The organism is Mycoplasma sp. ATU-Cv-508 (assembly GCF_004011945.1).
Lineage (GTDB): Bacteria > Bacillota_I > Bacilli_A > Mycoplasmatales > Metamycoplasmataceae > RYZV01.
In genome coordinates this window covers 324,365-351,015 of sequence record NZ_RYZU01000001.1, presented here as the reverse complement: position 1 = coordinate 351,015, position 26,651 = coordinate 324,365, and the positions used below count along the sequence as shown (strand labels likewise).

Annotated in this window: 22 protein-coding genes and 3 pseudogenes; 22 read left to right on the top strand and 3 right to left on the bottom strand. The window is 43.3% G+C overall.

The genetic code is table 4. The features are described from left to right. The first annotated feature begins 7 nt into the window (after positions 1-7). The 6 genes and pseudogenes from CSH31_RS02000 (at position 8) to CSH31_RS01970 (ending at position 6,542) form a co-directional block, all read left to right on the top strand. Positions 8-1,504 carry a PTS transporter subunit EIIC gene (locus CSH31_RS02000; protein ID WP_236630695.1) on the top strand — a complete coding sequence of 499 codons (1,497 nt, stop codon included), beginning with the start codon at positions 8-10 and terminating at the stop codon, positions 1,502-1,504. Beyond that, positions 1,494-1,718: a hypothetical protein gene (locus CSH31_RS01995; protein ID WP_128008658.1), complete on the top strand. Its 225-nt coding sequence runs from the start codon at positions 1,494-1,496 to the stop codon at positions 1,716-1,718. Before CSH31_RS02000 ends, CSH31_RS01995 begins: the two co-directional genes overlap by 11 nt. After that, the gene (locus CSH31_RS01990) at positions 1,660-2,049 is read left to right on the top strand and encodes a hypothetical protein (RefSeq protein WP_128008657.1); all 390 of its coding nucleotides are present in this window, start codon (positions 1,660-1,662) and stop codon (positions 2,047-2,049) included. Before CSH31_RS01995 ends, CSH31_RS01990 begins: the two co-directional genes overlap by 59 nt. Further along, positions 1,988-3,619, top strand: a complete 1,632-nt coding sequence (locus tag CSH31_RS01985) for a TIM-barrel domain-containing protein (RefSeq protein ID WP_128008656.1) — start codon at positions 1,988-1,990, stop codon at positions 3,617-3,619. The genes CSH31_RS01990 and CSH31_RS01985 overlap by 62 nt, the downstream gene beginning before the upstream one ends. 215 nt (positions 3,620-3,834) lie before the next feature. Further along, complete coding sequence (locus tag CSH31_RS01980) at positions 3,835-5,244, top strand: MATE family efflux transporter (protein WP_345775195.1); 1,410 nt, start codon at positions 3,835-3,837, stop codon at positions 5,242-5,244. A gap of 19 nt (positions 5,245-5,263) precedes the next feature. After that, positions 5,264-6,542, top strand: a pseudogene (locus tag CSH31_RS01970) (adenylosuccinate synthase). On the opposite strand, the gene CSH31_RS01965 reads toward CSH31_RS01970, so the two are convergent. Further along, entirely contained in the window at positions 6,539-7,504 is a 966-nt protein-coding gene (locus tag CSH31_RS01965; protein ID WP_128008652.1) for a GMP reductase, read from the bottom strand. The pseudogene CSH31_RS01970 and the gene CSH31_RS01965 overlap by 4 nt on opposite strands. A gap of 65 nt (positions 7,505-7,569) precedes the next feature. Continuing rightward, positions 7,570-8,891, bottom strand: a pseudogene (gene purB / locus CSH31_RS01960) (adenylosuccinate lyase). A gap of 49 nt (positions 8,892-8,940) precedes the next feature. Between purB and CSH31_RS04970 the strand changes: the two are divergent. Genes CSH31_RS04970 through CSH31_RS04965 form a run of 4 tightly spaced genes read left to right on the top strand, consistent with a single transcriptional unit; the run spans position 8,941 to position 11,762 of the window. Beyond that, positions 8,941-9,243 carry an NAD-dependent epimerase/dehydratase family protein gene (locus tag CSH31_RS04970; RefSeq protein WP_128008651.1) on the top strand — a complete coding sequence of 101 codons (303 nt, stop codon included), beginning with the start codon at positions 8,941-8,943 and terminating at the stop codon, positions 9,241-9,243. Between the two features lie 5 nt (positions 9,244-9,248). Next, positions 9,249-9,929 (top strand): NAD-dependent epimerase/dehydratase family protein, encoded by a 681-nt coding sequence (locus CSH31_RS01950; protein WP_128008650.1) that lies wholly within the window; start codon positions 9,249-9,251, stop codon positions 9,927-9,929. Continuing rightward, positions 9,929-11,461 (top strand): M3 family metallopeptidase, encoded by a 1,533-nt coding sequence (locus CSH31_RS01945; protein ID WP_128008649.1) that lies wholly within the window; start codon positions 9,929-9,931, stop codon positions 11,459-11,461. The genes CSH31_RS01950 and CSH31_RS01945 overlap by 1 nt, the downstream gene beginning before the upstream one ends. Before the next feature lie 22 nt (positions 11,462-11,483). Then, positions 11,484-11,762 carry a M3 family metallopeptidase gene (locus CSH31_RS04965; RefSeq protein ID WP_128008648.1) on the top strand — a complete coding sequence of 93 codons (279 nt, stop codon included), beginning with the start codon at positions 11,484-11,486 and terminating at the stop codon, positions 11,760-11,762. A gap of 8 nt (positions 11,763-11,770) precedes the next feature. Here the strand turns inward: CSH31_RS04965 and CSH31_RS01935 are convergent, their stop codons facing one another. Then, complete coding sequence (locus tag CSH31_RS01935; protein WP_128008647.1) at positions 11,771-13,021, bottom strand: HAD family acid phosphatase; 1,251 nt, start codon at positions 13,019-13,021, stop codon at positions 11,771-11,773. 127 nt (positions 13,022-13,148) lie between these two features. Between CSH31_RS01935 and CSH31_RS01930 the strand changes: the two genes are divergently transcribed. From CSH31_RS01930 to CSH31_RS01875, 12 genes and pseudogenes are all read left to right on the top strand, one after another. Then, positions 13,149-13,859, top strand: a complete 711-nt coding sequence (locus CSH31_RS01930; protein WP_127942775.1) for a lipoprotein 17-related variable surface protein — start codon at positions 13,149-13,151, stop codon at positions 13,857-13,859. A gap of 153 nt (positions 13,860-14,012) precedes the next feature. Continuing rightward, a pseudogene (gene uvrA / locus CSH31_RS01925) lies at positions 14,013-16,855 on the top strand (excinuclease ABC subunit UvrA). Continuing rightward, positions 16,842-17,774: an HPr(Ser) kinase/phosphatase gene (gene hprK / locus CSH31_RS01920; protein WP_127942773.1), complete on the top strand. Its 933-nt coding sequence runs from the start codon at positions 16,842-16,844 to the stop codon at positions 17,772-17,774. The pseudogene uvrA and the gene hprK overlap by 14 nt, the downstream one beginning before the upstream one ends. After that, on the top strand, positions 17,774-18,832 hold the full coding sequence (lgt, locus tag CSH31_RS01915) for a prolipoprotein diacylglyceryl transferase (RefSeq protein WP_128008646.1): 1,059 nt from the start codon (positions 17,774-17,776) through the stop codon (positions 18,830-18,832). Before hprK ends, lgt begins: the two co-directional genes overlap by 1 nt. Further along, complete coding sequence (locus tag CSH31_RS01910; RefSeq protein WP_236630693.1) at positions 18,816-19,760, top strand: FAD-dependent oxidoreductase; 945 nt, start codon at positions 18,816-18,818, stop codon at positions 19,758-19,760. The genes lgt and CSH31_RS01910 overlap by 17 nt, the downstream gene beginning before the upstream one ends. Continuing rightward, positions 19,761-20,621, top strand: a complete 861-nt coding sequence (gene whiA / locus CSH31_RS01905; RefSeq protein ID WP_128008645.1) for a DNA-binding protein WhiA — start codon at positions 19,761-19,763, stop codon at positions 20,619-20,621. Positions 20,622-20,643: 22 nt separating this feature from the next. Continuing rightward, positions 20,644-21,684: a hypothetical protein gene (locus CSH31_RS01900; RefSeq protein ID WP_127942770.1), complete on the top strand. Its 1,041-nt coding sequence runs from the start codon at positions 20,644-20,646 to the stop codon at positions 21,682-21,684. Positions 21,685-21,706: 22 nt separating this feature from the next. Then, positions 21,707-21,943 carry a preprotein translocase subunit SecG gene (gene secG / locus CSH31_RS01895; RefSeq protein ID WP_127942769.1) on the top strand — a complete coding sequence of 79 codons (237 nt, stop codon included), beginning with the start codon at positions 21,707-21,709 and terminating at the stop codon, positions 21,941-21,943. Then, positions 21,944-23,617, top strand: coding sequence for a VacB/RNase II family 3'-5' exoribonuclease (locus CSH31_RS01890; RefSeq protein WP_128008644.1), 1,674 nt, complete (start codon positions 21,944-21,946; stop codon positions 23,615-23,617). A gap of 11 nt (positions 23,618-23,628) precedes the next feature. Beyond that, a complete protein-coding gene (locus CSH31_RS01885) occupies positions 23,629-24,078 on the top strand; it encodes a S1 RNA-binding domain-containing protein (protein WP_161565674.1) in 450 nt (149 codons plus the stop codon). 162 nt (positions 24,079-24,240) lie between these two features. Continuing rightward, positions 24,241-25,893: a hypothetical protein gene (locus CSH31_RS01880; protein ID WP_128008642.1), complete on the top strand. Its 1,653-nt coding sequence runs from the start codon at positions 24,241-24,243 to the stop codon at positions 25,891-25,893. A gap of 182 nt (positions 25,894-26,075) precedes the next feature. Continuing rightward, positions 26,076-26,642: a diadenylate cyclase gene (locus tag CSH31_RS01875; protein ID WP_236630692.1), complete on the top strand. Its 567-nt coding sequence runs from the start codon at positions 26,076-26,078 to the stop codon at positions 26,640-26,642. Positions 26,643-26,651: the final 9 nt, after the last annotated feature.

The window sequence follows — 26,651 nt, the reverse complement described above, 5'->3', positions numbered from 1 at the left end:
GTATTTTTTGAATTACATTGTTGGAGGTAAGTGAACGCCTACGCGCGGTTATTTTGATTGGCAAGAAGGTGTTCGCTCAATTAGTTTCGGTGCTCTGGGCGGCATTTTAACTGGGTTCCTTGGCGCCATAATTTACAACAAATTTCACACCTTTAACCGTTTACCGAAAGTTTTGTCTTTCTTTAACGGTGTCAGATTTGTGCCGCTGATGGTTTTCGCGATCGTTGTGCCGCTTGCTTGCGGTCTAGCCTTATTTTGACCTTTGCTGCAGGCCGGAATTAACTGGATGGGCACCAACATTGCTAAAAACAACCGCGTGCCGTTTGTCATGCCGTTTTTATTCGGAACGCTTGAACGTTTAATGTTGCCTTTTGGTCTCCACCACCTTTTGACAATTCCGATGAATTACACCGAACTTGGCGGAAACTTGAACTTTTTAGACGCAGACACTTTCAAACAAGCTCTTTCAGGCCACGAGAGTGCCCAAGGTCTAACTGCTGAGCAGTTAGCCGCTTTTTTTAAATACTTGGTTGAACAAGATTTTGCTAAGGAAAATCAACTTAAAGCCCAAGGCCAAGAGAACATGTGGTACACCTGAATTCAGGCGCTGAACGGGGTACGTGACCACTGGCAAAGTTATGCTTCGGGGCAAGGAATATCGACTTCAACTGAGGCGGTTTACCAAGTTGTTTCGGGCGCTTTTACGCCAGCTCGATTTAAAACTGGTCAAATGATTAGTTCGACCGGCTCGTTAGTGGGGGCCGCCTTTGGGATGCTTTACGCACTCAAAAAATCAGCCCGTCCGGCCAACCGCTCGATTTATGTTTCCGGCGCCTTGGCTTGCATGTTAACTGGCGTAACCGAACCGGTCGAATTTTTATTCATGTTTGTTTCGCCGCCGCTCTACTTAGTTCACGCTTTACTGACCGGAGTCGCTTTTGGCATGGCTGACTTTTTACCGATGAGAATTCACGCCTTTGGTTTAATCGAAACGCTTTTGAAGTACTTGTTAGTTTTAGGTCCAACTAGTTTGGCGACGAGCGCGCTCAACACTAACTTGTGGTTAGACGGAGTTTGGTTTCTTTTCACAACTTTAATTTTCGCCGGGCTTTACGCTCTGACTTTCAGAACCCTAGTACTTTGGTTAAAACCGCCGATTCCTGGCTGAGAAATGTTAGTTCCAGCCGCTGGCGATACCCGGGTGGTTACTTCTCGGCCGCCACCATTAGTCTTAAATGATGCTCAGACAAGAATTGCTTTAATTGTGAAATTGCTAGGCGGCAAAGATAACATTCAAGAGGTAGATGCTTGCATGACTCGTTTAAGAATCGTGGTGAGCGATACTAAGCGGGTGCAAAACAAATTTAAAGAACTGACGCAAGCTTTGGCAACGGTTAGCCAGGGTAATTACTACCAAATTGTTTACGGACCAGAAGCCAACGCGCTCAAGGAACAAGTTATTAAGCATTTGGGCAATCTAAGCGAGGAATCTAATGGATCATAAAAAAACTCTGTTCGAAAATTTTCCCATCAAAACAAAAATTTTTCACCACCAGGATGATTTTGCAATCGTTCAAAAAGTAAGTGATGTTTGAATGGAAAAAGACCAGTTAGTAGTTGAAATGCTTTTGTCCAACTTACAAAAGTCTTACTTAAGAATTGAAATTTGAACTGACGAAATTATTCGTTTTAACTACCACCAAAAAAAACTGACCTAAAAAACGGTTTGCTGACCACCTTAATTCCGAACTAACGCCCAAAAAAATTGACGCCTCTTGGGATGAAGATTTAATTAGTGTTGATCTAGCCAGCCAAGAAAAAATTCTGATCGTTAAAAAGACCGGTCAAATTAGTTTAATCGACAAGTCTGGCGCACTCAAATGACGACTGAACCACAAACCCGGTTACCAGCTTTTTAAAAACCTCAACGCTCCGCACCTAGGTTTTAAAAAAGTTCGGGAAAACAAGAGTCTGCCCTTTATTTCGTTTGAATTATTTAACGACGAGAAAAATTTACGGACTGGGCGAAAAATTTCGTCCGTTTGTTAAAAACGGAGTTGAGTCGGTGGTTTGGAACAGCGACAGTTCTTGCCTAACTAACCACGACTTAGCTTACGCTGGAGTGCCGTTAGTTTACTCTAGCAAAAACTGAGCTGCCTTAGTTAACTCCGGTTTTCAAGTTGATTTTGAAATTGGTGCACCAACAAGCGACGCGCTTTCAATTCTTTGTCACGAAGAATTTTTGGACTTGTTTTTGTTAACTGGTTCAAGTATCAAAGACTGCGTTAGTCACTACACTTTGCTGACTGGTCGGATTAAAGGAGTTCCCGATTTAGCTTACGGCACTTGGTTAAACCGTCTTTACTACCACAACGTTAACGAATTGTGGGAACAAATTAAACTCGCTCAAAAAAACGCTTATCCGCTGGACGTAATTACTCTTGACCCCAAGTGGTTAAAGGACCGCTACGTTAAATCGTGCAATTTTACTCTTAACGAAAGCGCCTTTGGTAATTTTGCCGAGTTAATTAGTCAAATTAAAAAAGCTAACTTAGAAGTTTGTTTTTGAATTAATCCCTACATTCAAGCTGACGGCGGCGCGGCTTGGAAGTACCTGAACAAAAACAATTTACTGCTTAAAAATCACGAAGGTCAGTTGGCTCATCCTTGAACCGGAGCCGAAACTCAACAAGATAACAATTACATCGTTGATTTCACTAATCCGGAGGCTTACCACTGGTATAAGGAGCAAATTAAAAGGTTGTTTGATTTAGGGGTTCGTTTTGTCAAACCCGATTACGGCGACGGAGTGCCTAAAAATGCGTTTTTTAATTCTCGTCAATTTGGTAGCGCAATGCGTCAGTGATTCATTTACCTTTACTTACGTTGTTGCTACGAGGCCAGTTTAGAATACTTTGGCGACGGTCAAGCTTTAATTTTTGCTCGGCCAGGTTTTATAGGCACTCAAAAATTCGTTGGCAAATGGTCGGGCGACAGTTACACTGACTACGCTTTTTTAAAAACCCATTTGTGAGCAGGGCTAGGCGCTGCTTTGGCGGGACACGTTATTTGGGGTACCGACATCGGCGGTTTTGCTGGACCTTCTCCTAGCGAGGATCTTTACCAGCGCTGAACCCAATTTGGCATGTTAACTCCGCTCTCGCGTTACCATGGGATTGGTGCTCGTGAACCGTGACTTTTTAGCGGTCAAACTTACCAAATTGCTTTGCGCTTTGCTCATTTTAAACGTTCGCTGTTGCCCTACTTTAAAATTTGCGAACAAGCTGCGGTTGACAAAGGATGACCAATTATTCGTCCGCTCGTTTTAGAGTTTCAGGATGATAAAATTGCCCAACTGATTGACGACCAGTATTTACTCGGATCCCAAATTATGGTCTGCCCGGTTTTAACGGCCAACACCCAATCAAGACAAGTCTACTTGCCCGAGGGCGAGTGGTATTTATGGGGTCAACACGAAAATGCTTACCAAGGCCAAAGACTAATAACTTTAGATTGCCCAGCCGATCAGAGTTTGATTTTTGTCAAAGGCGGTAGTTTGGTTGTCACGATTAAAGAAACCGGTTTTAAAATGGGTCACTTAGAAGGCTTAACGTTTTAGTTCACCGTTACGGCACTGTTAGAAATCAAACACTCAGTTTTAAACTCGCTAACAAGACCCACGTCATTACTTACCAAGATGAGAGTTTAAGCACAAACTCCAACCAAAAAGTGGAGTTAGTTCCCGCTTTGGTAAATGTTTAAGACCAAGCCGCTTAGCTGAACCTTTCTTGTATAATTCGCTCATTACTTAAAAAAAATTAAAACGGAGGAAGCATAATTAACCCAAGAACCCAGTCACGCCGCGGCACTCTTGATTGAAAGTTCGCGCACAAATTTTTCTGGATTGTCTTCCCCGTTATTTGTCAAGCGATCGTTATTTTGCTAGTTGGCCAAATTGACATTATTTTTGTCGCCAACAGTTTTAGTGGAAATTTACCAGGCGTTGGGGTTGTTCTTGAGATTTTTCAAATCGTCATTACGCTCAGCATGTCAGTCGCGATTGCCTGCAGCATTTACGTGGGTCAGTACAAAGGTCAAGAGAATAACTTTAAAATCCAAGAGTCAATTAGGTGTGGTTGAATTTTGGGCATTTTTATAGTTGTGCCATCCATTTTGGTTTTGACTTTAGCCGGAGGCGCTTTAATTGAAAGCATTTTGCGATTGGATCCGCGTTACGCTTTTAGCAAAGAACAAATTGAAGCTGGTTTTAATTTCTTATCGGTTCTAGCTTTTGGTCTAATTTTTCAAATTTACGCCATGATTAATTACGGAGCCCTCCAAACGCTCGGCTTTACTAACCGCACTTTGGTAGTTTCTCTAGTTGCCTTCGTAGTCAACGTGGTTGGTAATTACTTATTTGTTGCTTTTGCCAGCGATACGCTAGGAATCGTGGGCATCGCTTGGTCAACTTTAATTGCTCGAGCCGTGGAAGCGATTTTAGTTACGCTAGTTTTCTGACAGAAAAAAGTTCGTCCTTATAACCCTTTCAGCCGCCCTTTTAAGGTGACGCCGACGGTTTTCTTTGGAGTTCAAAGACAGTTTTGACCGATTCTTTTCTCCAACGGAATTTACCAAATGCTAGTTTTCATTAACCGGATTTTAATAATTCGTTACGGCGGCACGGATAGTTACCAAGCCACGGTTTTAATTCTAATTTTCATGAGCGTGCTTTACGCTTTTTGAGCTTCTTGTTCAATAGCGGTGTCTAATTTTGTTGGACCGGCGCTCGGCTCAAACCAAAGCGACTTAGCGATTGCTAATAGCAAGCGGATTACCAAACTGTTTTACATCATGGTTTCGTTTGCCGCGACAATTATGTTGATCTTAGCTTGAACTTTGATGGATGTAATTTATTCTAGCGTTGACCCAGCCATCCGTTTTAACGCGAGTTGAATCTTAACTTTCCAAGTGATCGGGTTTTTATTTTCCTCTGGTTCGGTGCTCTTAATCGGGTTTTTACGGATCGGTGGTAAAAGCGGTTTGGCAGCGGTCGTTGACATCGCTTTTTCTACGGTTCACCAAACTTTGCTAGTTTGAATGCTTTACAAAGTCTTCAGCATGGAAACGCGTTTCATTTTTCTAGTGATGGCGCTAGCGGAAATTATTCAAACCGGACTGTTTTTGCTACTCGTTCTAAAAATTAAATGAGTACGGAACATCACCAAAAAGCGAACCGATTGTTAATCAACTTGACGAGGTTTAAATGGGACGCCAGCGTCAAAACACTTTGGTAATTGTTGGTTTACAATGGGGCGACGAAGGCAAAGGTAAAGTAACCGATTTTTTAGCGCAGAAGAGCGATGTGATTGTCCGTTTTCAAGGCGGCAATAACGCCGGGCACACGATTGTTATGGGCGATGAAAAATTTGCGCTTAACCATTTGCCGGTCGGGGTTTTTAATTCCAAAGCGGTTAACATCATCGGCAAGGATGCGTGGTTAATCCCAGCAACTAGTTCAAGAAATTAACGAGTTAAAAAAGCGTTGAAAAAAACCGTTTCAACTTTACATTTCCGACCGTGCGCACGTAATTATGCCTTACCATCTGGACCTTGATCAGGCGAGCGAAGAGAAGGGCGGTCAGTCGATCGGGACAACCCGCAAAGGAATCGGACCGGCTTACCAGGACAAGTATGCACGTCTTGGAGTAAGGTGAGCCGATTTTATCGTGCCAAGTTATTTCCGTCAAGTTCTTAAGCGCGTTTTGCCAGTTAAAAACCGTCAGTTAACTAGTTGGAAATTGCCAACTTATCAAATTGATAAGTTAATCGAGCAAAACCGTCAAGCTGCGCGGCAATTGGCGTCTTATGTAGTCGATGCTGGTCGCTTAATTGATAAAGCGATTAGCCAAAAAAAACGAGTTCTTTTTGAAGGTTCACAAGGGGTAATGCTTTGCGTTGAAAACGGGACTTATCCCTTTGTAACCTCGTCCTCGCCAACCGGAGCCGGGGTTGCGCTCGGAGCCGGCGTTAATTTTCACGCTCTTGACAAAGTTTTAGGAGTTGTCAAAGCTTACAGCACCAGAGTTGGAGCTGGGTTTTTTCCGACCGAGATTAGTGGTGTAGTGGCCGAGCAAATTCGTGAGCAAGGTCAAGAGTTTGGGACTGTTACCAGACGTGCGCGTCGGATTGGTTGAATTGACGCGGTGATGCTTCGACACAGCGTGAGATTAGCCGGAGTAACTCAGATAGCGCTGACGCTTTTAGATGTGCTGGGCGGTCTAGAAGAAATTAAAATTTGCACCGCTTACCAGTTAGGATCACAAACGATTGATTTTGTGCCCGCCTCAATTTTTGAGTACCAAAAGGTTCGGCCAATTTACCAGACATTGCCCGGGTGAAAAACCAGTTTAACTAACCTTAGTGCTCGCAAACACTTGCCAAAGGAGCTACTCAACTACGTTAACCGAATTAGTCAATTAGTCGGGGTGCCGGTTAAATATCTTTCAATCGGACCTGACCGTCGGCAAATGATTGAGCTTTAATAACCTTCGTTATTTTTTAACAAAATGTAACTAACTTTTTTAAGCGCGTTAAGTTTTAGACCGCCAGCGTACGAAATGGCCGATTGCAAATCTTGTTCAATTTCTTTGAAAGTGTCCCAAATTGAACCGCGGAGCAGAACGAGTTCTTTTTTACCTTCCACGTGTCGTCTTTCACCTTTGTTATACTCGGAAGCTGAACCGTAATACTCTTTGTAACTTTGACCTTCGTTTTTAATGATGGGCGTAGGCGATTCTTTGTGACCAGCTAAAATTGACCCAGCCATTACAAACGTTGCTCCAAAACGAATTGCTTTAGCAATGTCTCCTGGGTGGCGTACTCCTCCGTCGGCTATCATCGGCTTAGTTGCCGACTTAGAAAGTCATTTAATCGCTGAAAGTTGTCAACCAGCCGTTCCAAAACCTGTCTTAAGACGAGTGATGCAAACTCGCCCTGGTCCGACTCCGACTTTGGTAGCGTCAGCACCTCACCTTTCTAAATCAACCACAGCTTCGGGAGTGGCAATGTTGCCTGCGATGATAAACGGCTGTTTACCCATTTTGGCTCGGATGTGTTTGATCATCTTTTTCATGGAATTAGCGTGACCGTGGGCAATGTCGATCGTAATAAATTCGGGGATTAGTTTTTGCTCAGCCAGTTGATCAATTATTTCAAACCACTCCGGTTTAACGCCGATTGAAATTGAGGCAATCAATTTTTTTTGGTGAGCCTTTTTAACAAACTTAACCGTGTCAACGTTAAAACGGTGCATAACGTAAAAATAACCGCGCTCAGCCATTTGCAGTGCCAAATCTTCGCTAATAATCGATTTCATGTTAGCCGGAACGATGGGCAGTTTAAAGCGGTAATTGGCAAAACTAACGCTTGGGTCGCATTCGCTCCTTGAATTGGTGATGCAACGCTTAGGTAACAGTTGCACGTCTTCAAAATCAAAAACTTTCAAACTAACCTCCCTGCCAGCACCCTAAATGTGCTAGGACCTAGTAATTTTACCTAAATTAACGGTGATTATTTTTTGACTGGGCGTTTTGGTTTTGAGTTGTTCAAAAGACCGAGTTTTCGGTAAATTTGGTTAACGCGACGAAGGTAGTATCGGTAATCGAAAAGTTCGTCAATTTCCCGGAATTTAAAACTTGACCTTCTAGCAAAAGCTCGCTCAGTTTCACTTTGTCTGTTAACGCTTTTTGGGTTAAAACTTGGATTAGCCGGTAAGCCGCATCGCGCTCGTAAAGTTTTTTTTCAATTAGGTAAAGCAAAACTCGTTGGGAAAAAATTACTTCTTGGTTGCGCGCTAAGTTGGCTAGCATTTGGTCTTCTTTAACAACCAGGTTAGTTAAGATGTTTTGCATGCGTGTCAGCATGAAAGCTAGTAGGTTAGTTGCGTCGGGCAAAATAATTCTTTCGGCTGAAGAGTGAGAAATATCGCGTTCGTGCCAGAGAGCAACATTTTCTAAAGCGCTTTGAGCATAGCCGCGCATCACGCGGGCTAAACCGCTAATGTTTTCGCTTAAAATCGGGTTTTGCTTGTGAGGCATGGCGGAAGAGCCTTTTTGACTAATTCCAAAAGATTCGCTAACTTCGCTAACTTCCGAACGTTGTAAGTGGCGAATTTCGGTGGCAAACTTATCAAGTGAAGTCGCTATAAGAGCTAAAGTTTGTAAGTAAAAGGCGTGCCGATCACGTTGCAAAATTTGACTTGCGATTGGGCTCGGAGTTAAATCGAACTTTTTAGCGACGAAACTTTGCACGCGCGGATCAAGATGGGCAAAGTTACCGACTGCTCCCGATATTTTGGCGATTTCCACTTGTTGAGTCGCCAAATCAAAGCGGGTCAGTTGACGGCGCATTTCCGCGTATCAGAGCGCCATTTTGTAGCCGAAAGTAGTTGGCTCGGCGTGGACGCCGTGAGTTCGTCCAACTTGGTAAGTGTTTTGGTAGCGCAGCGCCATTTCTTTGAGCTTGTCAATTAACTGGTTAATTTTAGACCGCAAGTGTTGGTTAACTTGTTTTAGTTGGTAAGACAAAGTCGTGTCAACTACGTCACTAGCAGTTAGACCAAAATGAAAAAATCTTTTTTCGGGGCCAAGTGTTTGCGAGACCTGGTCCACAAAAGCGGCTACATCGTGACCAATTTGCTTTTCAATTTGAGCAATTTGAAGCGGATTAACGCGGGCATTAGCGTTAATTTTCGCCAACTGCTCGGAACTTAGCAAACGTTCAAAACGACTTTGAGCAGCCAAAACAGTTAGTTCAACTTGCAACCAAATTTGGTATTTGTTGTCGGTTGACCAAATTTGGCTAATCACGGGGTCGCTGTAGCGGGTTAACATCGCTTACATTATAATTGACACAATTACAACCGAGCGACGAAAGGTCTTTATGCAAATACTAGTTACCGGCGGAGCCGGGTACGTTGGTAGCCACGTTGTTTACCAATTAATTGAAAAAGGACACCAGGTGATCGTGCTTGATGATTTGAGCACTGGTCAAGCTCAATGAGTCCATCCGCAAGCCACTTTTTACCAAGCTAGTGTGCTTAACTCGCAAAAATTAGCCGAAATTTTCGTTGCTCACAAAATAAGTTTAGTCATCCATCTCGCGGCCAAACTACTTGTTAGCGAGTCAACGCGCCAGCCACTTGATTACTACCAAGTTAACGTGGGGGATTGATTAATTTGCTAGTTGCGATGGCAAAAAGCGGAGTTAAAAAAATCATTTTTTCCTCAACCGCAGCCGTTTATGGGCAGGCAGTGCAACCGGGTGAAATGATTAACGAAAAAGTGACTAAAAACCCGATTAATCCTTACGGCGAATCAAAGTTAATGGGCGAGAAAATTCTCAATGATTTAGTTAAAATCGGCCAAATTGAAGCGGTAATTTTTCGCTATTTTAATGTGGCTGGGGTTAGTCAAGCGCTTTCTAATTTGCCTTTGCCCGAAAATCCCCACCTTAGTCATTTAATTCCGATCGTGACTAGTTATGCGCTAGGTCGACTACCTCGCTTAACTGTTTATGGTCAAGATTATCCAACTCCCGACGGCACTTGTGTGCGCGATTACATTCACGTGGAAGACTTGGCTTGGGCGCATCTTTTAGCGATTGATTACTTAAAAAGCGGTCACTCGGGCGATTTTAACCTTGGGTCTGGCCAAGGTTACAGCGTTAAACAAGTGATTGAAACTGCCCAGCAAACGTGCCAAATTTCGTTAAAATACGAGGTAAGCGCCCGACGTCCGGGTGACCCGGCCTGATTAGTGACTAGCTATGCCAAAGCTCAGCGCGCTTTTGGTTTTAAGCCCCGCGCTAGTTTAGCGGACATGATTAAATCTGATTACCAGTGGCGAGCCGGTGCTACGAAAGGAAAATAATGGCTGTTAAACAGTACAAATCCCACGCCCAAGTCCCAGTCAAATACACTTGGGATTTAGAAGCGATTCTCGGTTCTGAAAAGTTGGACGATCTGATCGACAAGTTAATTAAACTTTACAAAAAAATGATCCAAATCAAAGACTCTAAGTATAAGTCACCGCGAGCTTACTTAGCTGCTTTAGAGTTGGGAGACCAAATGTCAATTTTGTACGGTCGAATTCACAACTACATTTCCAACAAGATTTCCCAAAACATCGTTGACCACCAAATGATTTCGCGCCGCGAAAAATTAACTTTTCAAATCAACCAACTTAGCCAACAACTTGGGGCTGAGGATGACCGCTTTTTTAGTCACAGCGCCAAAATTCGCGAATGAATTAAAAAGCCCGCTTTTGCTGATTACCGCCACAGCCTCAGCGCTAAATTAGAGGAGGAAAAACACCGTCTTTCCCGCGAAGTTGAGGAATTCCGGACCATTGAATGCCGCGCTGATATTTCGGCTTCAGAAGTTTTTTCAATTTTAACTAACAGCGAGTTAGAGTTTGCTCCCGCAGTTAGTTCAAAAGGTCAAAAAATAACTGTTAATAGCGCCAACCGACAAAAACTTGCTCAACACCACGATGCAAAAGTGCGTAAAACGGCTGCCATTTCTTACCGCGATGCCTACTTAAAGCACAAAGGCACTTTGGCAAACTTGCTTTACCAACATTTTAAAAAGATTTCCACTTGGGCCAAGTTGGAACGGTTTGATTCGTCAGTGGCAATGCTCACTTTTAGCGACCGGGTTGAGCCAAAGATGCTAACTTTTCTTTACGAGCAAGTTCAAAAATATTTGCCCGTTTTTAAACGTGCTCGTAAGTACCACCAAATTTTTTACCGTCGTAAGTTTGGGCGTCAAATCACCGATTACGATTACGAAGTGGCTCTAGTTAAACAGCAAACCAATTACACGATTGAGCAAACGCAAAAAATTGTGATTGAGTCTTTGAAACCTTTTAGTTCTGAGTACAGGCAAATTGCTCAAAAAGCAATTTTGAACGAGCGTTGGGTAGACTACATGCCGGTCCAAAACAAGCGCACGGGCGCTTACTCAATTGGGATGTCTTACGGAATTAACAAAAAGTACATCTTAATGAATTTTGATGGCACTTTGCGTTCGGTTGAAACGCTAGCTCACGAGCTTGGCCACTCCATGCACTCATACTTTTCCGATAACTCAAACTCTTTATCCAACGCGAGTTACCCGATATTTTTAGCCGAAATTGCTTCAATTTTTAATGAGTTAATGGTTTTAGACCATCTGCTGAAAAATTCCCACTCAGCGCCGGAAAAGTTTCTGATTCACCAACGGATAATTTACGGTTTCCAGGCGACGGTCTTGCGTCAAATCGAGTGGTCGAACTACGAGTTTGATCTTTACCAAGCGATCGATGAAGGCAAGCCGCTTTCAACTTACGAAGCCTTAGCCCAGCTTTACCACCAAAACAGTTTGAAGTACAACTTAAAAGAAAAAAAAGCAGTTTGATCCTAAAAAACAGTGACCGGCGGTTTACGTGCCCCATTTTTACTACAACTTTTACGTTTACAAATACGCCATTGGTCAAATTTGCGCTAACTTTTTCTTTAGTCAATACCAGCAACACGGTCCCAAGGTGCTCCAAAGTTACACCGACAACTTTCTTAGAGCCGGCGGACGGGATTGACCGCTAAAAATTTTAAAAGCGAGCGGGATTGATCTTTTTGACCAAAAGATTTACGACCACGCGTTTGGCGTGATTGATAACCACGTCAGCGAGTGAATTAAACTAGGCAAACAAATCTTTAAAGTTTAATTTGGTCCTTAAGCGAAAATCTGATCGCCCTTAGCAGCGATCCAATATTTTTCCAAGGCCTTACGAACTCCTTGGGTCCCCTTGCCGTGCTCAGCTTGGTAAGATGAAAGTCAACCGCCGTAAGTGCTGTTGCCGCCCATTAATAAATAGGTTTCCCAAATGTTAGGACTGTTTTTTGGCATTCAAGCCACTCTGTCCACGTAGCCTTTTCGAACTAAGGTGTTGTCTATTTGATTGACATGCGATTCGGGGTGCATCCTTTTGGTAATCATTTTCTTACCTTGGCTGTAATTAATTTCAAATTTGACCCGCGGGCTGACTTGACCAAAAAGTTTTGCGATGTCTAGATCGTCTAAATAATCGTGTCGTAGTTGATGGCTAATTTTGTGACCGCCCTTGGTTAAGTGGTCGTTAAAGTCGTTAAGGTCGTCACCAACTCGCATAATAATTTGCACCGGTAAATTTTTGACCGGGGTCTTTAACTCGTCTTGCCAACCTTGCTCCTTTTTTAAACCTAGCTCTTCGGGCTCTCGCGAACTAAGTCCGTGCTCGTTAATGTATTCATAGCGTGACTCTTTCAGCTTTAAAGCGGCTATGCTTTGCTCGTTTTGCTGAGTTTCTCCGTAGGGCAAAGAGCCCATTGTTCACCACAAATAACTATCTAAAAAACCGCTTGGATAACCTTCTTTAATTAGGTTGGCGCGCGTTGCTACTAATTCGTCGCCCGTTCCAAAGTTCCCTTGCCGGCGGTTGGAAACAAATGCTACCATCGCGCCGCTGTTTCAAACCAATTTGGCAAATTCGATTACCCCGGGGTAAATCGGGGCTTTTTGGGCTTGGGTTCATTTGTGTCAACTCTCCGCTTTAAATCCCTGACTTTGACTTAGCGCTAAGTAAACTTGGTAAAGAGTGTTGTCCAAAATCGTCTCATCAATGTCCATCACGACTAACGGAATAAAAAGTCCGTCGCGAGGTTTGGAAATTTTTGGTCTTAACCTATTATCAATCTTGATCGCTTCCAAGTCCAGTAAATCTTTGTTTTTGCTTAGGGCAGCTTTAAATTGTGACTTAGCGTTTTGATACTGAGTCATGATTAAAGCGCGTCGTTCGGCCGAAGTTTGCCACAAAGTCGCGTAGTATAAGTCGCGAATCCCTTGCTCTTTGTCAATTTCTTCCCGCGTTTCTTTTTGGCTAGTTTGGTTTTGACACGCTACCAGCGAAAATGTTGCCGGCGCAACTAGCGCGATTGACCCTAGCAAACCGAACCAAATTTTTGTTTTTTCATAACCACTCCTTTTCAATTTGCCGATAGACAACTCAGCCGACTGGCTGTTTTAGACCTTGCAAACATTATAATGTTGTTAAAAACAGGGAAGGCGTTGGGAAATGATTGACCGCAAAAGTCTCAAGAAATACCAGAAGTATCTGTTATCTTTAGCCGCACTCACAACTGTAACTGTTCCAGTAGCGACAATTATTCACTTTGGGACCGATGGCTTTGGCGCCAACAAAACCAAAGACCCAGATCAAGAGCAAGAGTTAAAGGTTTTGGAACTTAAAGATGTTTACCAAACAAAACTAACTGATAAAACAACTTTAGATTTTGAAATTGGCCAAAATTTAACGGTTAACCAATTGGGTTTAGTCGGTCAAATTTCGCTTGGTAAGCAAAAAGTTAAGTTGCAAGTGGTGGAGATTGATGACGAAAGTGGTCAGTTGCAAGTCCACTTATTGGATGCTCAAACGAGTCGAAAAATTGTCAACAAAGTGATTTTGGTGGCAGGTTTTTTGACAAGCACCAAAAGCGATATTTTGAACCATTTAATTCGCAAAATTAAATCCGTTTACCAGACGAGTTTAACTAACCAGAGCATCAACGAGCATCAAATTGTCGTTGGTCGATTTGCTACTCTTGAGCAACTTGGTTTGGACACGAAAATTATTTTCAACTTGCGCGGAGCTGAGGTAGCTTACATAGTCTTATCGGTTAACCAGCGTCTGGGCAAGGTGAAAATTCGCGCTGAATTAAAATTTAAAGGTGAAGAAAGAAGTAAAGATTTGCAAGTCGTTGGTTTTTTGCCTGCGCCCACAAAGTAGTTTTGGATAAAACGACTAGTAGGGAGTCACAAAACTAGATTAGGGTTAAGCAAGCTCACTAAGGAGGTTAGGCACAAATTATCAAGCAGGCGATAGGCGAGCCAGTCTCTCAAAGCAAGACCATTAGGTTTTTCTTTATAATAGTCCTCCACTATGCAAGATAGTCAAAAGTACATCATCGTTAAAGGCGCCAAAGAGAACAACCTCCAAAACGTTAACGTCACAATTCCCAAAAACAAGTTAATCGTTTTTACTGGCGTATCCGGGAGTGGTAAATCATCTTTAGCTTTCAACACAATTTACGAAGAAGGACGCCGTCGTTACGTCGATTCACTTTCCTCTTACGCGCGCCAGTTTCTTGGTTCGAGTCAAAAACCGCTCGTTGATTCGATTGATGGTCTTTCGCCGGCCATTTCAATCGAACAAAAAACCACCCACAATAATCCGCGTTCCACAGTCGGAACTGTCACCGAAATTTACGATTACTTGCGTTTACTCTACGCCCGGATCGCAAAGCCTTTTGTCCTAACGGCCACGGACCCATTTCCGCTCAAACTAACAAAGACATTCAAAACGCCATTTTCAACCATCCGACCGGCACTAGACTCAACATCTTAGCGCCAGTCGTTAAAAATGAGAAAGGCACACACCAACAATTGCTCGCCAAACTGCGCCGGGAAGGTTTCTTGCGCGTGATGGTTGATGGTCACATGCTTGACCTTGACCAAGAAATTAATTTACCTAAAAACCGTCGCCACAACATTGAAATCGTCGTTGACCGGATTAGTCTTACTCCTGAAACACGTCCGAGAGTTAGCGAAGCGATTGAAATTGCTTTGGAGCACGGCAAAGGTTTAATGCTAGTCGAAAGTGCGGATGGCAAGAACAGACAAACTTTTTCAAAGTACCACTCTTGTTCGGTTTGTGATTTTAATATGCCATTAGTTGAGCCGCGACTTTTTTCGTTTAACTCTCCCCAAGGAATGTGCCAAGGCTGCAAAGGACTAGGTTTAAAGTTAGCCGTTGACGTGGACAAACTAATTCCTAATCGTCGTCTTTCCATTCGTCAGGGCGGCATCAAGTTTTACCAAAACTTAGTTGATTCGGAGAACTTAGACTGGCAAGAGTTCAAAGCGATGCTAGATTTTTACGGCATTAGTTTAGACGCGCCTCTCAAAGATTTAAGTTCAAACGATTGGGAAATTATTCTGCACGGATCGCTAGAAGCGATTGATTACGATTTGGTTTCGCGCAGCGGAATTAGACACCAAAAAAACGGCTACATTGAAGGGCTGATACCTAAAATTGAACGCCGTTACTTGAACACTAGTTCGGAACAAATCCGCGGATGGTACAAAAGCACTTTTATGTCAGATCGCGAGTGCGACGTTTGCTACGGAGCGCGCTTAAATACTTTTGGTTTAGCAGTTCAAATTGGCAATTTAAACATTCACCAGTTGACCACTTTGCCGATTGAAAAAGCACTCGAATTTATTTTGCAACTTGAACTTTCGCCTTACGAAGAAAAAGTGGCGCGCTTAGTTTTAAACGAAATCACTCACCGACTGGAATTTTTAATTAACGTTGGTTTAGAGTACTTGTCTTTGGACCGCAAGGCCGAAACGCTTTCGGGTGGTGAATCGCAGCGAATCCGTCTAGCGACTCAAATTGGCTCCAACTTAACTGGCGTGCTTTACGTTTTAGATGAGCCTTCGATTGGATTACACCAAAAAGATAACCGGCGTTTAATTACCGCGCTAAAAAAAATGGTTGACATCGGCAACACTTTAATTGTTGTTGAGCACGATGAAGAAACGATTCGCTCGGCTGATTACATCGTTGACATTGGTCCTCAAGCAGGCGACGAGGGCGGACAAATTGTGGCCCAAGGCGATCTTGAGCAAATCAAAAAATCGCCCGAATCGGTTACCGGAGCGTTTTTAACGGGTGCACTTAAAATTGAAACCCCATCTTACCGTCGCTCGGGCAACGGGCAAGTTTTGGAAATTAAAGACGCGCGTGAAAATAATCTCCAAAGAATTAACGTCAAATTTCCGCTCGGTAAACTAATTGGCGTGACGGGAGTTTCGGGTTCGGGTAAATCGACCCTAGTTAATGAAATCCTCGCCAAAGCATTAATTCAACGTCTGACTAATCCTTTCATGGCGCCGGGTCAGTTTGGCAAACTCAAGGGAATTGAATTTGTAGACAAAGTTGTGCCGATTTCGCAGTCGCCAATCGGCCGAACCCCTCGGTCTAACCCAGCCACTTACACGAGCGTTTTTGACGACATCCGCGATGTTTTTGCCCAAACCCAAGTTGCCCGAGCTCGCGGCTACCAGAAGGGACGTTTTTCTTTTAACGTTGATGGAGGTCGGTGTGAGAAATGCCAAGGCGATGGTCTACTCCGAATTGAAATGCACTTTTTGCCCGACGTTTACGTTTTATGCGACATTTGCGATGGTAAACGTTATAACCACGAAACATTGGAGGCCAAGTACAAAAATAAGTCAATTGCCGATGTTTTGGCGATGCGAGTTTACGAAGCTTTTGAATTTTTTACCAACCGCCCTAAAATCAAACACAAACTTCAAACGATTATTGACGTGGGACTAGGCTACATCAAACTGGGTCAAAGCGCCACAACTTTATCGGGTGGCGAAGCCCAGAGGGTTAAACTGGCGACTTTTTTGCAAAAAAAACCGACCGGCAAAACAATTTACATTTTGGACGAACCAACCACCGGTTTGCACCAGTGGGACGTTAAAAAGTTAATCAAAGTTTTAGGTCGAATTGTGGACGGCGGTGACACGGTTTTGGTAATTGAACACAATCTAGATGTGATTAAATCGTGTGATTATATAATTGACCTAGGACCCGACGGCGGAGACAAGGGCGGCTTAGTGGTAGCCAGAGGCACTCCCGAGCAAGTTGCTACGAGTGAGCAATCGCACACCGCTAAGTATTTGCGGGAGATTTTGCATGACGGCAAATAAAAAACCATTAACATCACGCGAAGTCATTGAAACTTTTGACTTAGAACTGATTAACCAAAAAGCTGATTTAGACTTGGACCGAATTGTGCGCGGAGCCGCCATTAACAGGGCTGGTCTAGAACTAATGGGTTTTGCTAATGCTCACCAGGAAGCCCACATCATCGGTTGAGGTACCAAGGAAAACGACTGATTGAAAAAAATTGGTCCTCAAAAGGCCGTTCAAGCGCTTGGCAACGTTTTATCCACCCAAACTCCGCTCGTGATTCTTTCCTCGGGCGTCAAAGGTCAGTCTTTGCGCTGAATCATTGAACAATCTAACCGCTTCAAAATCCCCGTTAGCCAAGTTAAACACCACTTGTCAGGCGTGATTTCGACGATCGGACTTTACCTAGCAACTTACTTTGCACCCAGTCAAAGCGTTCACGGATCGCTCATGATTGTCAACGGCGTGGGAGTTTTAATCACCGGTAAATCCGGCATTGGTAAATCGGAAGCGGTTTTGGAACTAATTCAAAACGGTCACTTGTTTATTTCCGATGACACCGTAATTGTCAAACGAATTGGGCGGCAAATTATTGGCGAGTCAGCTCCGATTACGAGCGGCATTTTGGAAGCCCGCGGCATCGGTTTAGTTGACATTGGTCACGTGTACGGGTTTAAAGTTGTCAAGGAATCAACCACGATTGACTTCGTGGTAGAATTAGTCGTGCCCGACAGCCTCCAGAAATTTGACCGTTTAGGCACTCAAAATTTGCGTTACGAAGTTTTGCAGACGACTTTGCCAAAAGTTAAAATTCCCATTTACCAAGGTCGCTCTTCGGCAACTTTAATTGAGGCGGCTGCAAATGTTTACCTTGCCAAAAAAGACGGGATTAATCCGCTAGAAACAATCACTAAACGTCAAAAAGGGGAGCACTAATGTATTTAGACGGATCTTGAAAAAGAGGCGAACCGATTTGGAAAATCGGTTTTTTAAGTCCTTATCCCATCACAATTTTGTTAGGCGTGATAGCTTCTTTTTTGACGGTAGCCTACTTTTGGAAACGCCAACGTTACTCGTGGGAAATTCTCCAAGTAATTTTGATCATCGCGATACCCAGCGCCATTCTCGGGGCTCGTTTGTGGTACGCCTTTTCTAACCCGGAAGCTTGATCTAGATTTTTCGTTTTCCAAGGGATGTCAATTCACGGCGGAGTGGTCTTTTCTACGCTAGCTGTTTTGCCTTACGCTTACACCAAACGCCGTCTGATTGACATGCGAACTGCTTTTGGTTTGATCGTGCCGGCCGTATTAATTGGTCAAACAATCGGTCGCTGAGGCAACTTTGCTAACCACGAAGTTTACGGATTAGAGGTAAGCGGCGATTCACTCAATTGACTTGACTGAATCGGCATTAAGTCGCACATGTACATTGAACACGCTTACCGGGCACCACTTTTTCTCTATGAATCGTTTGCTAACTTCATCGGGTACGTGCTACTAGTTTGGGTGCTGGTTAACAAAAACTACTTGCGTCCGGGCGTCACGGGCGGTCTTTACTTTGTTGTCTACGGAGTAATTCGCGCGGCGATGGAACCGATTCGGGACCCAAAAGACATTATGCGAATTGGCAACGTACCAATTTCGTTTGTGGTTGCTTTACTAATGATTTGCGTGGGCATGTTTTTCGTAATTTGGTACCAGTTTTTGTCAAGACCGTTTTACCCATGGGTTGAAAAACTACTGCCCGATGCGATTTTAATGTCCTTTAAAAAAGAGTACGAACTGATCATTGCGATTAAACCGCGCCATAAGTACATTTTGTGGGGTCCTGAGACCCAAACGTGGCCGAGGTACATTTTCTTTGGTCGGCAAGTTGAAAAAAGAGTTCGTCTTTGAATTCCAGTTCAAGACTCAACTAAGTGGTCTAAGCGGGAAATTAATGCCGAACTCAAAAAGCCGAAGTTAAAACCTTCCAGCGATGAGCAAGTGGGTTAAGATGGGCAAAAACAAACCAGTTGAATACGATGTGATCATTATTGGCGGCGGACCAGGCGGTTTAAGCGCGGCTATTTACACTTCAAGAGCTAACCTTAAAACGGTTTTTATTGAACAAGGCGCACCGGGCGGAAAAATGGTCAAAACTTTCAAAATTGAAAATTGGAGCGGAGAGCGGTTAATTGAAGGACCAGATTTATCGCTGCGCATGTTTAACCATGCTCAAGCTTTTGGCGCTCTTTACAAATACGGCAAAGTTATGCGAGTTGATTCGCAAGGGCCTCAGCGTCAAGTGGTAACTTTGTCAGATCAAACCACTTTGAGCGCTAAAGCGGTCATAATCTCAACCGGTATGACCGAGCGCATTCCAACTAGCATCGTCGGAATTACGGAGTTTGAAAACCGCGGCGTTTCGTACTGCGCTATTTGCGACGGACCGCTTTTTAAAGATCAGCCGATGGCAGTAATTGGCGGCGGCAACTCGGCTTTAGAAGAAGCAGCCTACTTAACTTCGGTCGCTAGCCACGTTTACGTTTTTGTTCGTAAACCCGAGGAATTAATCGCCGAAAAAAAGTTGATCCAAGATGCCACGCACAAAAAGAATTTGACAATTTTTACGTCGGGAGAAATTAAACGTTTAATCGGCAAAGATCAGTTAGAAGCGATCGAGGCAACTGTTGACGGTCAGGATGTCAAAATGAACATTAGCGCCGTTTTTCCTTACATCGGCCACATACCTAACAGTCAACTCGTGGCTCACCTTGGTGTGAGCGACCCGGTTGGTTTCATTGAAACTGACCATTACATGGAAACGAAAGTTCCCGGTATTTACGCGGTTGGCGATGTGCGCTCCAAAGAAGTTAGACAAATCGCGACAGCCGTCGCTGACGGCGTAATCGTGGGCAAAATTTTAGCTAACCGTATTTAATTGGCGCCCGGAATCGAGGACAGCGTGGAGTCATTTACCCAGCGCGTTAAAATGGAAATTGTCAGCCAAGACTTTGCTCAGTCAGAGCTAGGCGCTTTTGTGCTCGGTTTAACTAACTTAATTAGTCAACCTTGGCCATCAATTTGCCGTTTAAAAATTTTTAATTCTGCTCTTCGCCAAGCGCTAGAGCAAGTTTTGCAAAAAAGTCCCGTTTTGGTAAGTCACAGTGCGCCTAACGTTTTAACGATCAAAGAGATTGACAAGTTAAAAAAACTAACTTTTAGCGATTACCCAAGTTATTTTTTGGCGGGCGTTTTTGTGAGTGGCGGATCGATTTCCAAGCTAACTTCGCGTTGGTACCACTTAGAAATGCAAGTTCGATCTTGGGCGCTAGCACGCCAGTTACTCGGTTTTTTAAACCAGCACGCTTTTCCTTTTCAGTTGATTAAGCGCCGAGAAAGACCAGTTCTTTACTTAAAAAAGGCCGAAGAAATCGCCGATTTTTTAAAGTCAATCCACGTTTTTTCGGCGGTCTTAGAGTTTGAAGACCACCGAATTGAACGCGATTACGTTAACTATTTTAATCGCTACTCTAACCTTGATACTTACAACTTAGCCCGTTTAGCCAAGGCCAACCAAGTTTTTCTGAGCAGTTTTAAAAAGGCTCAAAAATTTGCCGGTCGAGCAAACTTCCCTGCCAAGGCTTGGAAGTTTTTTGAACTCAAAAAAACTAACCCTTATTTGTCGCTCAGCGAACTAGTTCTGCTTTACAACAGTCAGCACCAAAACAAAATTAGTCGCTCGGCTGCTAACCATTATTTGATTAAACTACGCCGCCTTTACGCAGCCGGTAAAAATTAATTCCTGGTTGTATAATCTACCCATGGCGGTTATTTCCGATTGAATCTCGAGCTGATCATTAGGCGGCAAGTTATCAGTTCTATGGTTTCTCTTGGTAAGTTGCGTGCTAGTTTGGTGTTCGTTTAGGTTAGTTCAAAACTTGGGCGTAATTTCCAACAAGAGCAATTTGAACGATTCATTTTTGGGCGGCACTTTTGTGGCCGTAATTACCTCAACTCCCGAACTAGTTACCGAAATTAGTTCGGCGCTGCTCGGCAAACCCGAGATCGGCCTCGCCGATGACATGGGTTCCAATTCTTTTTCCATTTTTTTAGTGGCCGTATCAGCGATTATCTTTGTGCGTTCCATGTTTTTAAAACACCTAAACCACTACGCTAAAATTTCGCTCTGGATGTCGGCCGGAGCGATTGTTTTTTTTACGGTGATGGTGGCTGTCAACCGCGACGTAGTAATCGGGACGCCAGGTCGGTTTGCAATCGGAATTGTGCCGCTTCTCTTTTTTCTTTTCTGGGTTATTTCGCTTTGAGTTTCACTCAAGTATGGGGATAACGACGATGAACCGGCAATTTATAAAAGTAAGGATATTTCGTTAAAGAAGGCAACTTTTTTCTTCGTCTTTTGAGGTCTGAATTTAATTGTTTGAGCTTTAGTTTTAAACTGGGTAGCCCAATCGATGGCCGACGGGTACAACTTAACTTCCAACGTAGTTGGTGGCGTGTTTCTTTCAATTAGCACTTCTTTGCCCGAGGCTTCTGTGTTTGTTTTAATGCTTCGTAAACGATTGTTAGCGGCTGCGACGCTTTCGATTATTGGTTCGCACTTATTCAACTTGGCGATTCCATTTGTCGGAGACATGATTTACACTAAAGACGCGATTTTCAACCAAAATCCAGACGTTAGCGCTCTGTTGCCGCTCAGTTTACAAACCTCCATCATGATTATTCTGCTCGCTTTCCAAGCAACATTTTTGAACTTTGTCAAGAAAAAACGCTATTATTTGGTTGTTCCTTCGCTAATCGCGAGTATCTACATTGGCGGTTGGGTACTAATGGCGGTTTTATAATTTAAACGGAGGGTAAAATAAGATGGCAATCATTGCTTTAGTTTGGATACTTTTCGCCCTATCATTCGTAATTTTGATCGTTTCTCTCATGATGGCACCGGATTCAAACGCTTTTTCGGGAGCGATCGTTGGTTCGAGCGATTTGGATCTTTTTAAAATTTCCAAAGAACGCGGGTCCAAGAAGTTACTCAAATGGTTAATGTTTGGGCTGGGTCTGGCGCTTTTGGTGATCTCGTTAGTTATAAGGGCACTACATTAAATGGCTATTAGTTTAGATCTGATTTACCAAACCGTCAAAAATTCTGGCGTTAGTTCTTTTAGTTTTTTGGCTCGTAAGTTGAACGTATCTCGCGAGCAAAACCGTTCTTTATCGCGGGCGTTAAACCATCTGGTTGAACGACACGATATCTTTTTGACTTATGATCAGGAATACTTTGTTCCGCAGTTTCTCGGCGAACTTGAGGGCGTTTACAGTTCGGGGTCAAACCGAGGTTATGGTTTTGTCAAAGCCGAGGAGAAAAATGTTTTTGTGTTAAACCGCGACAGCGGCAACGCCTTAAATGGCGACATGGTAAAAGTGCGCTACTTTAAAGATGTGCGCAACGTGAGTCAAAACAAACAGACCCAGCTTTACCAAGGTTACATCTTGGAAGTGGTTAAACGCAACAAAGAATTTTTTGTGGGCCAAGTGATTTTGGAAAACGACTTTTTAAGCATTAAACCGCTTGATAGCAAAATCCGCGGGCCTTTTCGATTTGTGAAAAAACCGCTTGTTTCCTTGAACGACCAAATTAAAGTCAAAGTTTTGGAAGTTAATCCGCGCGAAGTTTTGATCGAATTAGTGCGTATCATCGGAAAAGCCGATGACGTAGCGATAGACATTTTATCTGCGATTGAAGACGCTAACGTTCCCTATCGCTTTTCAACCGCGGCTCGTCACCAATCGCAAAAGTTGCCGACTCACGTTTTGGAAAAAGATTTGGAAGGTCGATTAGATTTACGCGAAAAACTAATCGTGACGATTGATGGTGATGACACCAAAGATTTTGACGATGCCATTTGGGTAAGCAAAACTAAAGAGGGGACTTTTTGGTTAGGTGTTTACATTGCCGACGTAGCCTACTACGTACCCGAAAACACTCCGCTTGACCACGATGCCTTTGAGCGCGGCACATCGGTTTACCTGGTTGACCGGGTTATCCCAATGCTGCCATTTGAGTTATCAAACGGCATTTGTTCGCTCAATCCTGACGTGGATCGGTTAGTTTTAGCGATTGAAATGGAAATTGATCACCGCGGCGAAACACTTAAATACCAAATTTGCCCAGCGGTCATTAAGTCCAAAAAACGTTTAACTTACCAGGCGGTTAATAATTACTACCGCGGTGAGGAAAAACTGCACGAACCGGAATTAGAAAAAATGCTCGATCAAGCGCTTGAGTTGGCTAGTGTGATTCGCCGTAAGAAAGAGTCGGAAGGTTACATTGATTTTGAAATTGAAGAGTCAAAAATCATTGTGAACGAGCTTGGCAAAACAGTTGACATTGTTGCCCGTGAACGCGACAAGTCAGAAATGCTAATTGAAGACTTCATGGTACGCGCTAACGAAATGATTGCTCAGCACGTGTCTAAACTAGAAATGCCTTTTATTTACCGCGTGCACAGCAAACCCGACTTAGAGAAGTTGACTAACTTAGAAAACGTGGTACGGGTTTTGGAGCTTGATGTTAAAATTCCGCGCCATGCAATTCCGGCCGAGTTTGCGCTTGCCATCCGCCAAATTAAAGCGCTCAGATTTGACGATTTTATGAAAGTGATGATGCTTCGCACGATGGCCAAAGCGGTTTATTCGGCTCAAAACATCGGTCACTTTGGTTTGGCTTCAACTTACTACACCCACTTTACTTCCCGATCAGGCGCTACCCCGACTTAATGGTTCACCGCATGCTGCGGCGTTACTTCGTGGAGAAAGACCCCAAAGCGAGCGGGCATTTCCGAGAAATATTGGACGACATTGCTCAGCACTGCTCTTTGGCCGAGCAGCGCGCCATGGAATTAGAGCGCAGAGTTGATGACATCAAGAAAGCCGAGTTTTACTCAAAATTAATCGGTCGCACTTTCACCGGTCAAATTACTACGATTAGCAAGTTTGGTTTTTTCGTGGAATTTCCTAACAAAGCTGGCGGTCTAGTTCACCTCTCATCTTTGTTAGACGGCAAGTACAGCGTGGAAGAGAATGGACTAATTTTGCGAAGCAATAAACGTCGCTTTGTTATCGGCGACATGGTTGATGTTACGATCGTCAAAACATTTAAAAACGAAGGCAAGATTGAGTTAGTGCTGAGCGAATTTTACGAACTTTGACGCGAAAACAATTTGATTCAGCAAATTTAAGTTTCTAATTTAGTCAACTTATAATAGGGGAGTGTTCGCTCTTTCCCAAATCGGCCTAATATTTCTGTTAGTTATTTTTTTCTTCGCTTCTTACATCGTGGTTGAAAAAATTCGGCTAGCAAAACCGTTTTTGCTTGGAAAATTTACGACGCGGTCAAAGACATGGCGGAAGGCGTTTTGCACGGCTTTTTCGTAATCGTTTTTGCTTTGATTGCCCGGGCGATTTCACCTGGATACGCTACGCCGCTTTTTGTAGTTGTAGGCTTAACGCTGCTTTTCGTGAAAAGCGCTTTAGTAGCTAGTTGAGCGGTTTTGCCGCCTTTTGTTTACTACTTGGTTGCGTACGAGATTGACCTTTTAATCTACTTAACACTTATTTGGTTTGCGCTCGGCTGATCGTTGGTCAAATCGTTAAATTTTGAAAAAAACAAGTATTCTTACAACGCCTGGGTGATCAATGCTTGCTTATTGGTCAGCGCCGTCACACTCATAGTTTGGCAACAGGTTTACCAAGTTGGTTGACAAAAAATCGCGCAAATTCACTTCTTTCCATTTTTAACCGCTTTCGTGGTTTATTCGTTTTTAGTTTTGGCAATCAACTTTTTAGTTTCGGCCAACATTTTGTACCAAGCAGTTAACTTTAATTTTTCGCGTTACTACCGAACTAGCTTACGCGATGTTGCAATTGGGCAATTAATTAGCGAACAAAAAGTTAATTTTGGTATTTACGGCATTTTCGTTTTCCGTTATCCGCCTTTACGCTCGATCGAAAAAAACTTGGAAATTCGCGAGAGCGTTTTATTAGACTTTGAAAAGGCTTTTCCCAGCGAGGCGATTTTGTTTCGTGCTGACCAAAAACGTTACGGTTTTTTTCTACCCCTGAGCGCCAAACCCGACTACCGCTTTAGTTTAACGGGCAACGCGTCTTCAGATCGAAGTCCGCAAGACGCTTTATTTACGTTGGAAAAAATCGTGAAACGTCGCTCAACTACCTACTTAACTTCTTGGGAAGAAAAGGTCCCCGTTAAAATTTACGCGGGAGTTGCTTTTTACGGTTTGCAATCGCAATCGATTTGACAGCTCAACGACATGGCTAACTTTGCCCTGGCCAATTTCAGCAAAAACCGCGAAAACGTGGTTCAGCTTTTTGACCCTGTGGTTGAACGAAAAATTGTTAACCAAACCCGTGAACTTTCTTTGCTGGATAAGCGCATTGGTTTGGATAACTTTGTTAACTACTTCGTGCCGCTTTATGACCTTAAGAAAGGTCAAACCGTTTTAAACTTTGTCAGAACTGAAAAAGTTGATTACTCAGATTTGAAAGAGACGGTCAACAAATACATCAACTTTTTGGGTTGACAGAGAGTTTTTGACCGTTACGTCGCCTTCACATCGCTGAGCAAGTTAACTTCACGAACTAGTCTGGCCTTTTTTTACGCTCCGCAAATTTTAACCACCGATTTTGACGCTCGCATCTTCATGCGACGACTTGAGAGTATGGATGTTTTGCCTACCCAAGTGGTTTTGATTTTTGCCGACCATTTACTGGCTAAAGTTCGCGAGTGAGGTAAACTTAGGCAAAATGTCTTGCTTCTCAAAAAGCAAGGCGTTCGAATCGCTTTTTTTGCTTCCAAATCTTTTCGACTAATTTGACTTGAGCAACTACGACCGAAATTCCTTTTCTGTGCCAGCGAGGCGTTAAACGTTTGCGCATCCGAGCAGATTCGCAAAATTGCTCCCCAAATTAAAACCGTTGCTTTTGAAATTGAAGATCTTAATTCCTTCACGCGAGCGCTTAACTCGGTTTTGATTTAGTGGGCGGAAAATTTTTGGAAAAAACTACCCATCCAAGCAAATTATCGGAGCAAAACGTTCGTTATATCGCTGATTTTTTGGAAAAACGCCCTTTAAAAACGCCGTCTTTGTCCAGTTTGCAAAAAACCGATTAAAAAACATATAATGGTAGTAATTCGAGGGCGAGAAGACTTAGTTTAAAAGTGAGTGACCAACAAAATTTCAAAGTAATTGGAATAGTCGTAATTGCGCTGCTAGTTGTGATTATGGTGGTGCAACTTTTGCCTTGGATCATTAAGTGGGCACGTGAGCACCACTTTAAGCCCAACTACAAAACACTCGGCGAGTCTTCACGAATTCGTTTAGTTCACCAAATTAACGACGCAGTAGTGGAACTTTCACGCAACAAAGTCGGGGCGATTATTTCCATCATTAACAAAGACACGCTTGACAACTATCGCACTGACGGCGTGAAGTTAGACGCTAACATTTCCTCGGCTTTAATTTTGGCTATTTTTAACAAAAACTCTCCTCTTCACGATGGCGCGATTATTATCCAAGACAACAAAATCAAGTACGCTGCGACTTACTACCGAATCACCTCCAAGTCAATTAGTAACCGCTTTGGAGCGCGTCACCGTGCCGCGCTAGGCATTTCTGAAAGCACCGACGCCTTAACAATCGTGGTTTCGGAAACTTCGGGAGCGATCACTTTTACGCTCAAAAGTAAGTTTGTGGTTGTAAATCTAGTGAGTTCCAAGAAAAGTTAACCGAGTATC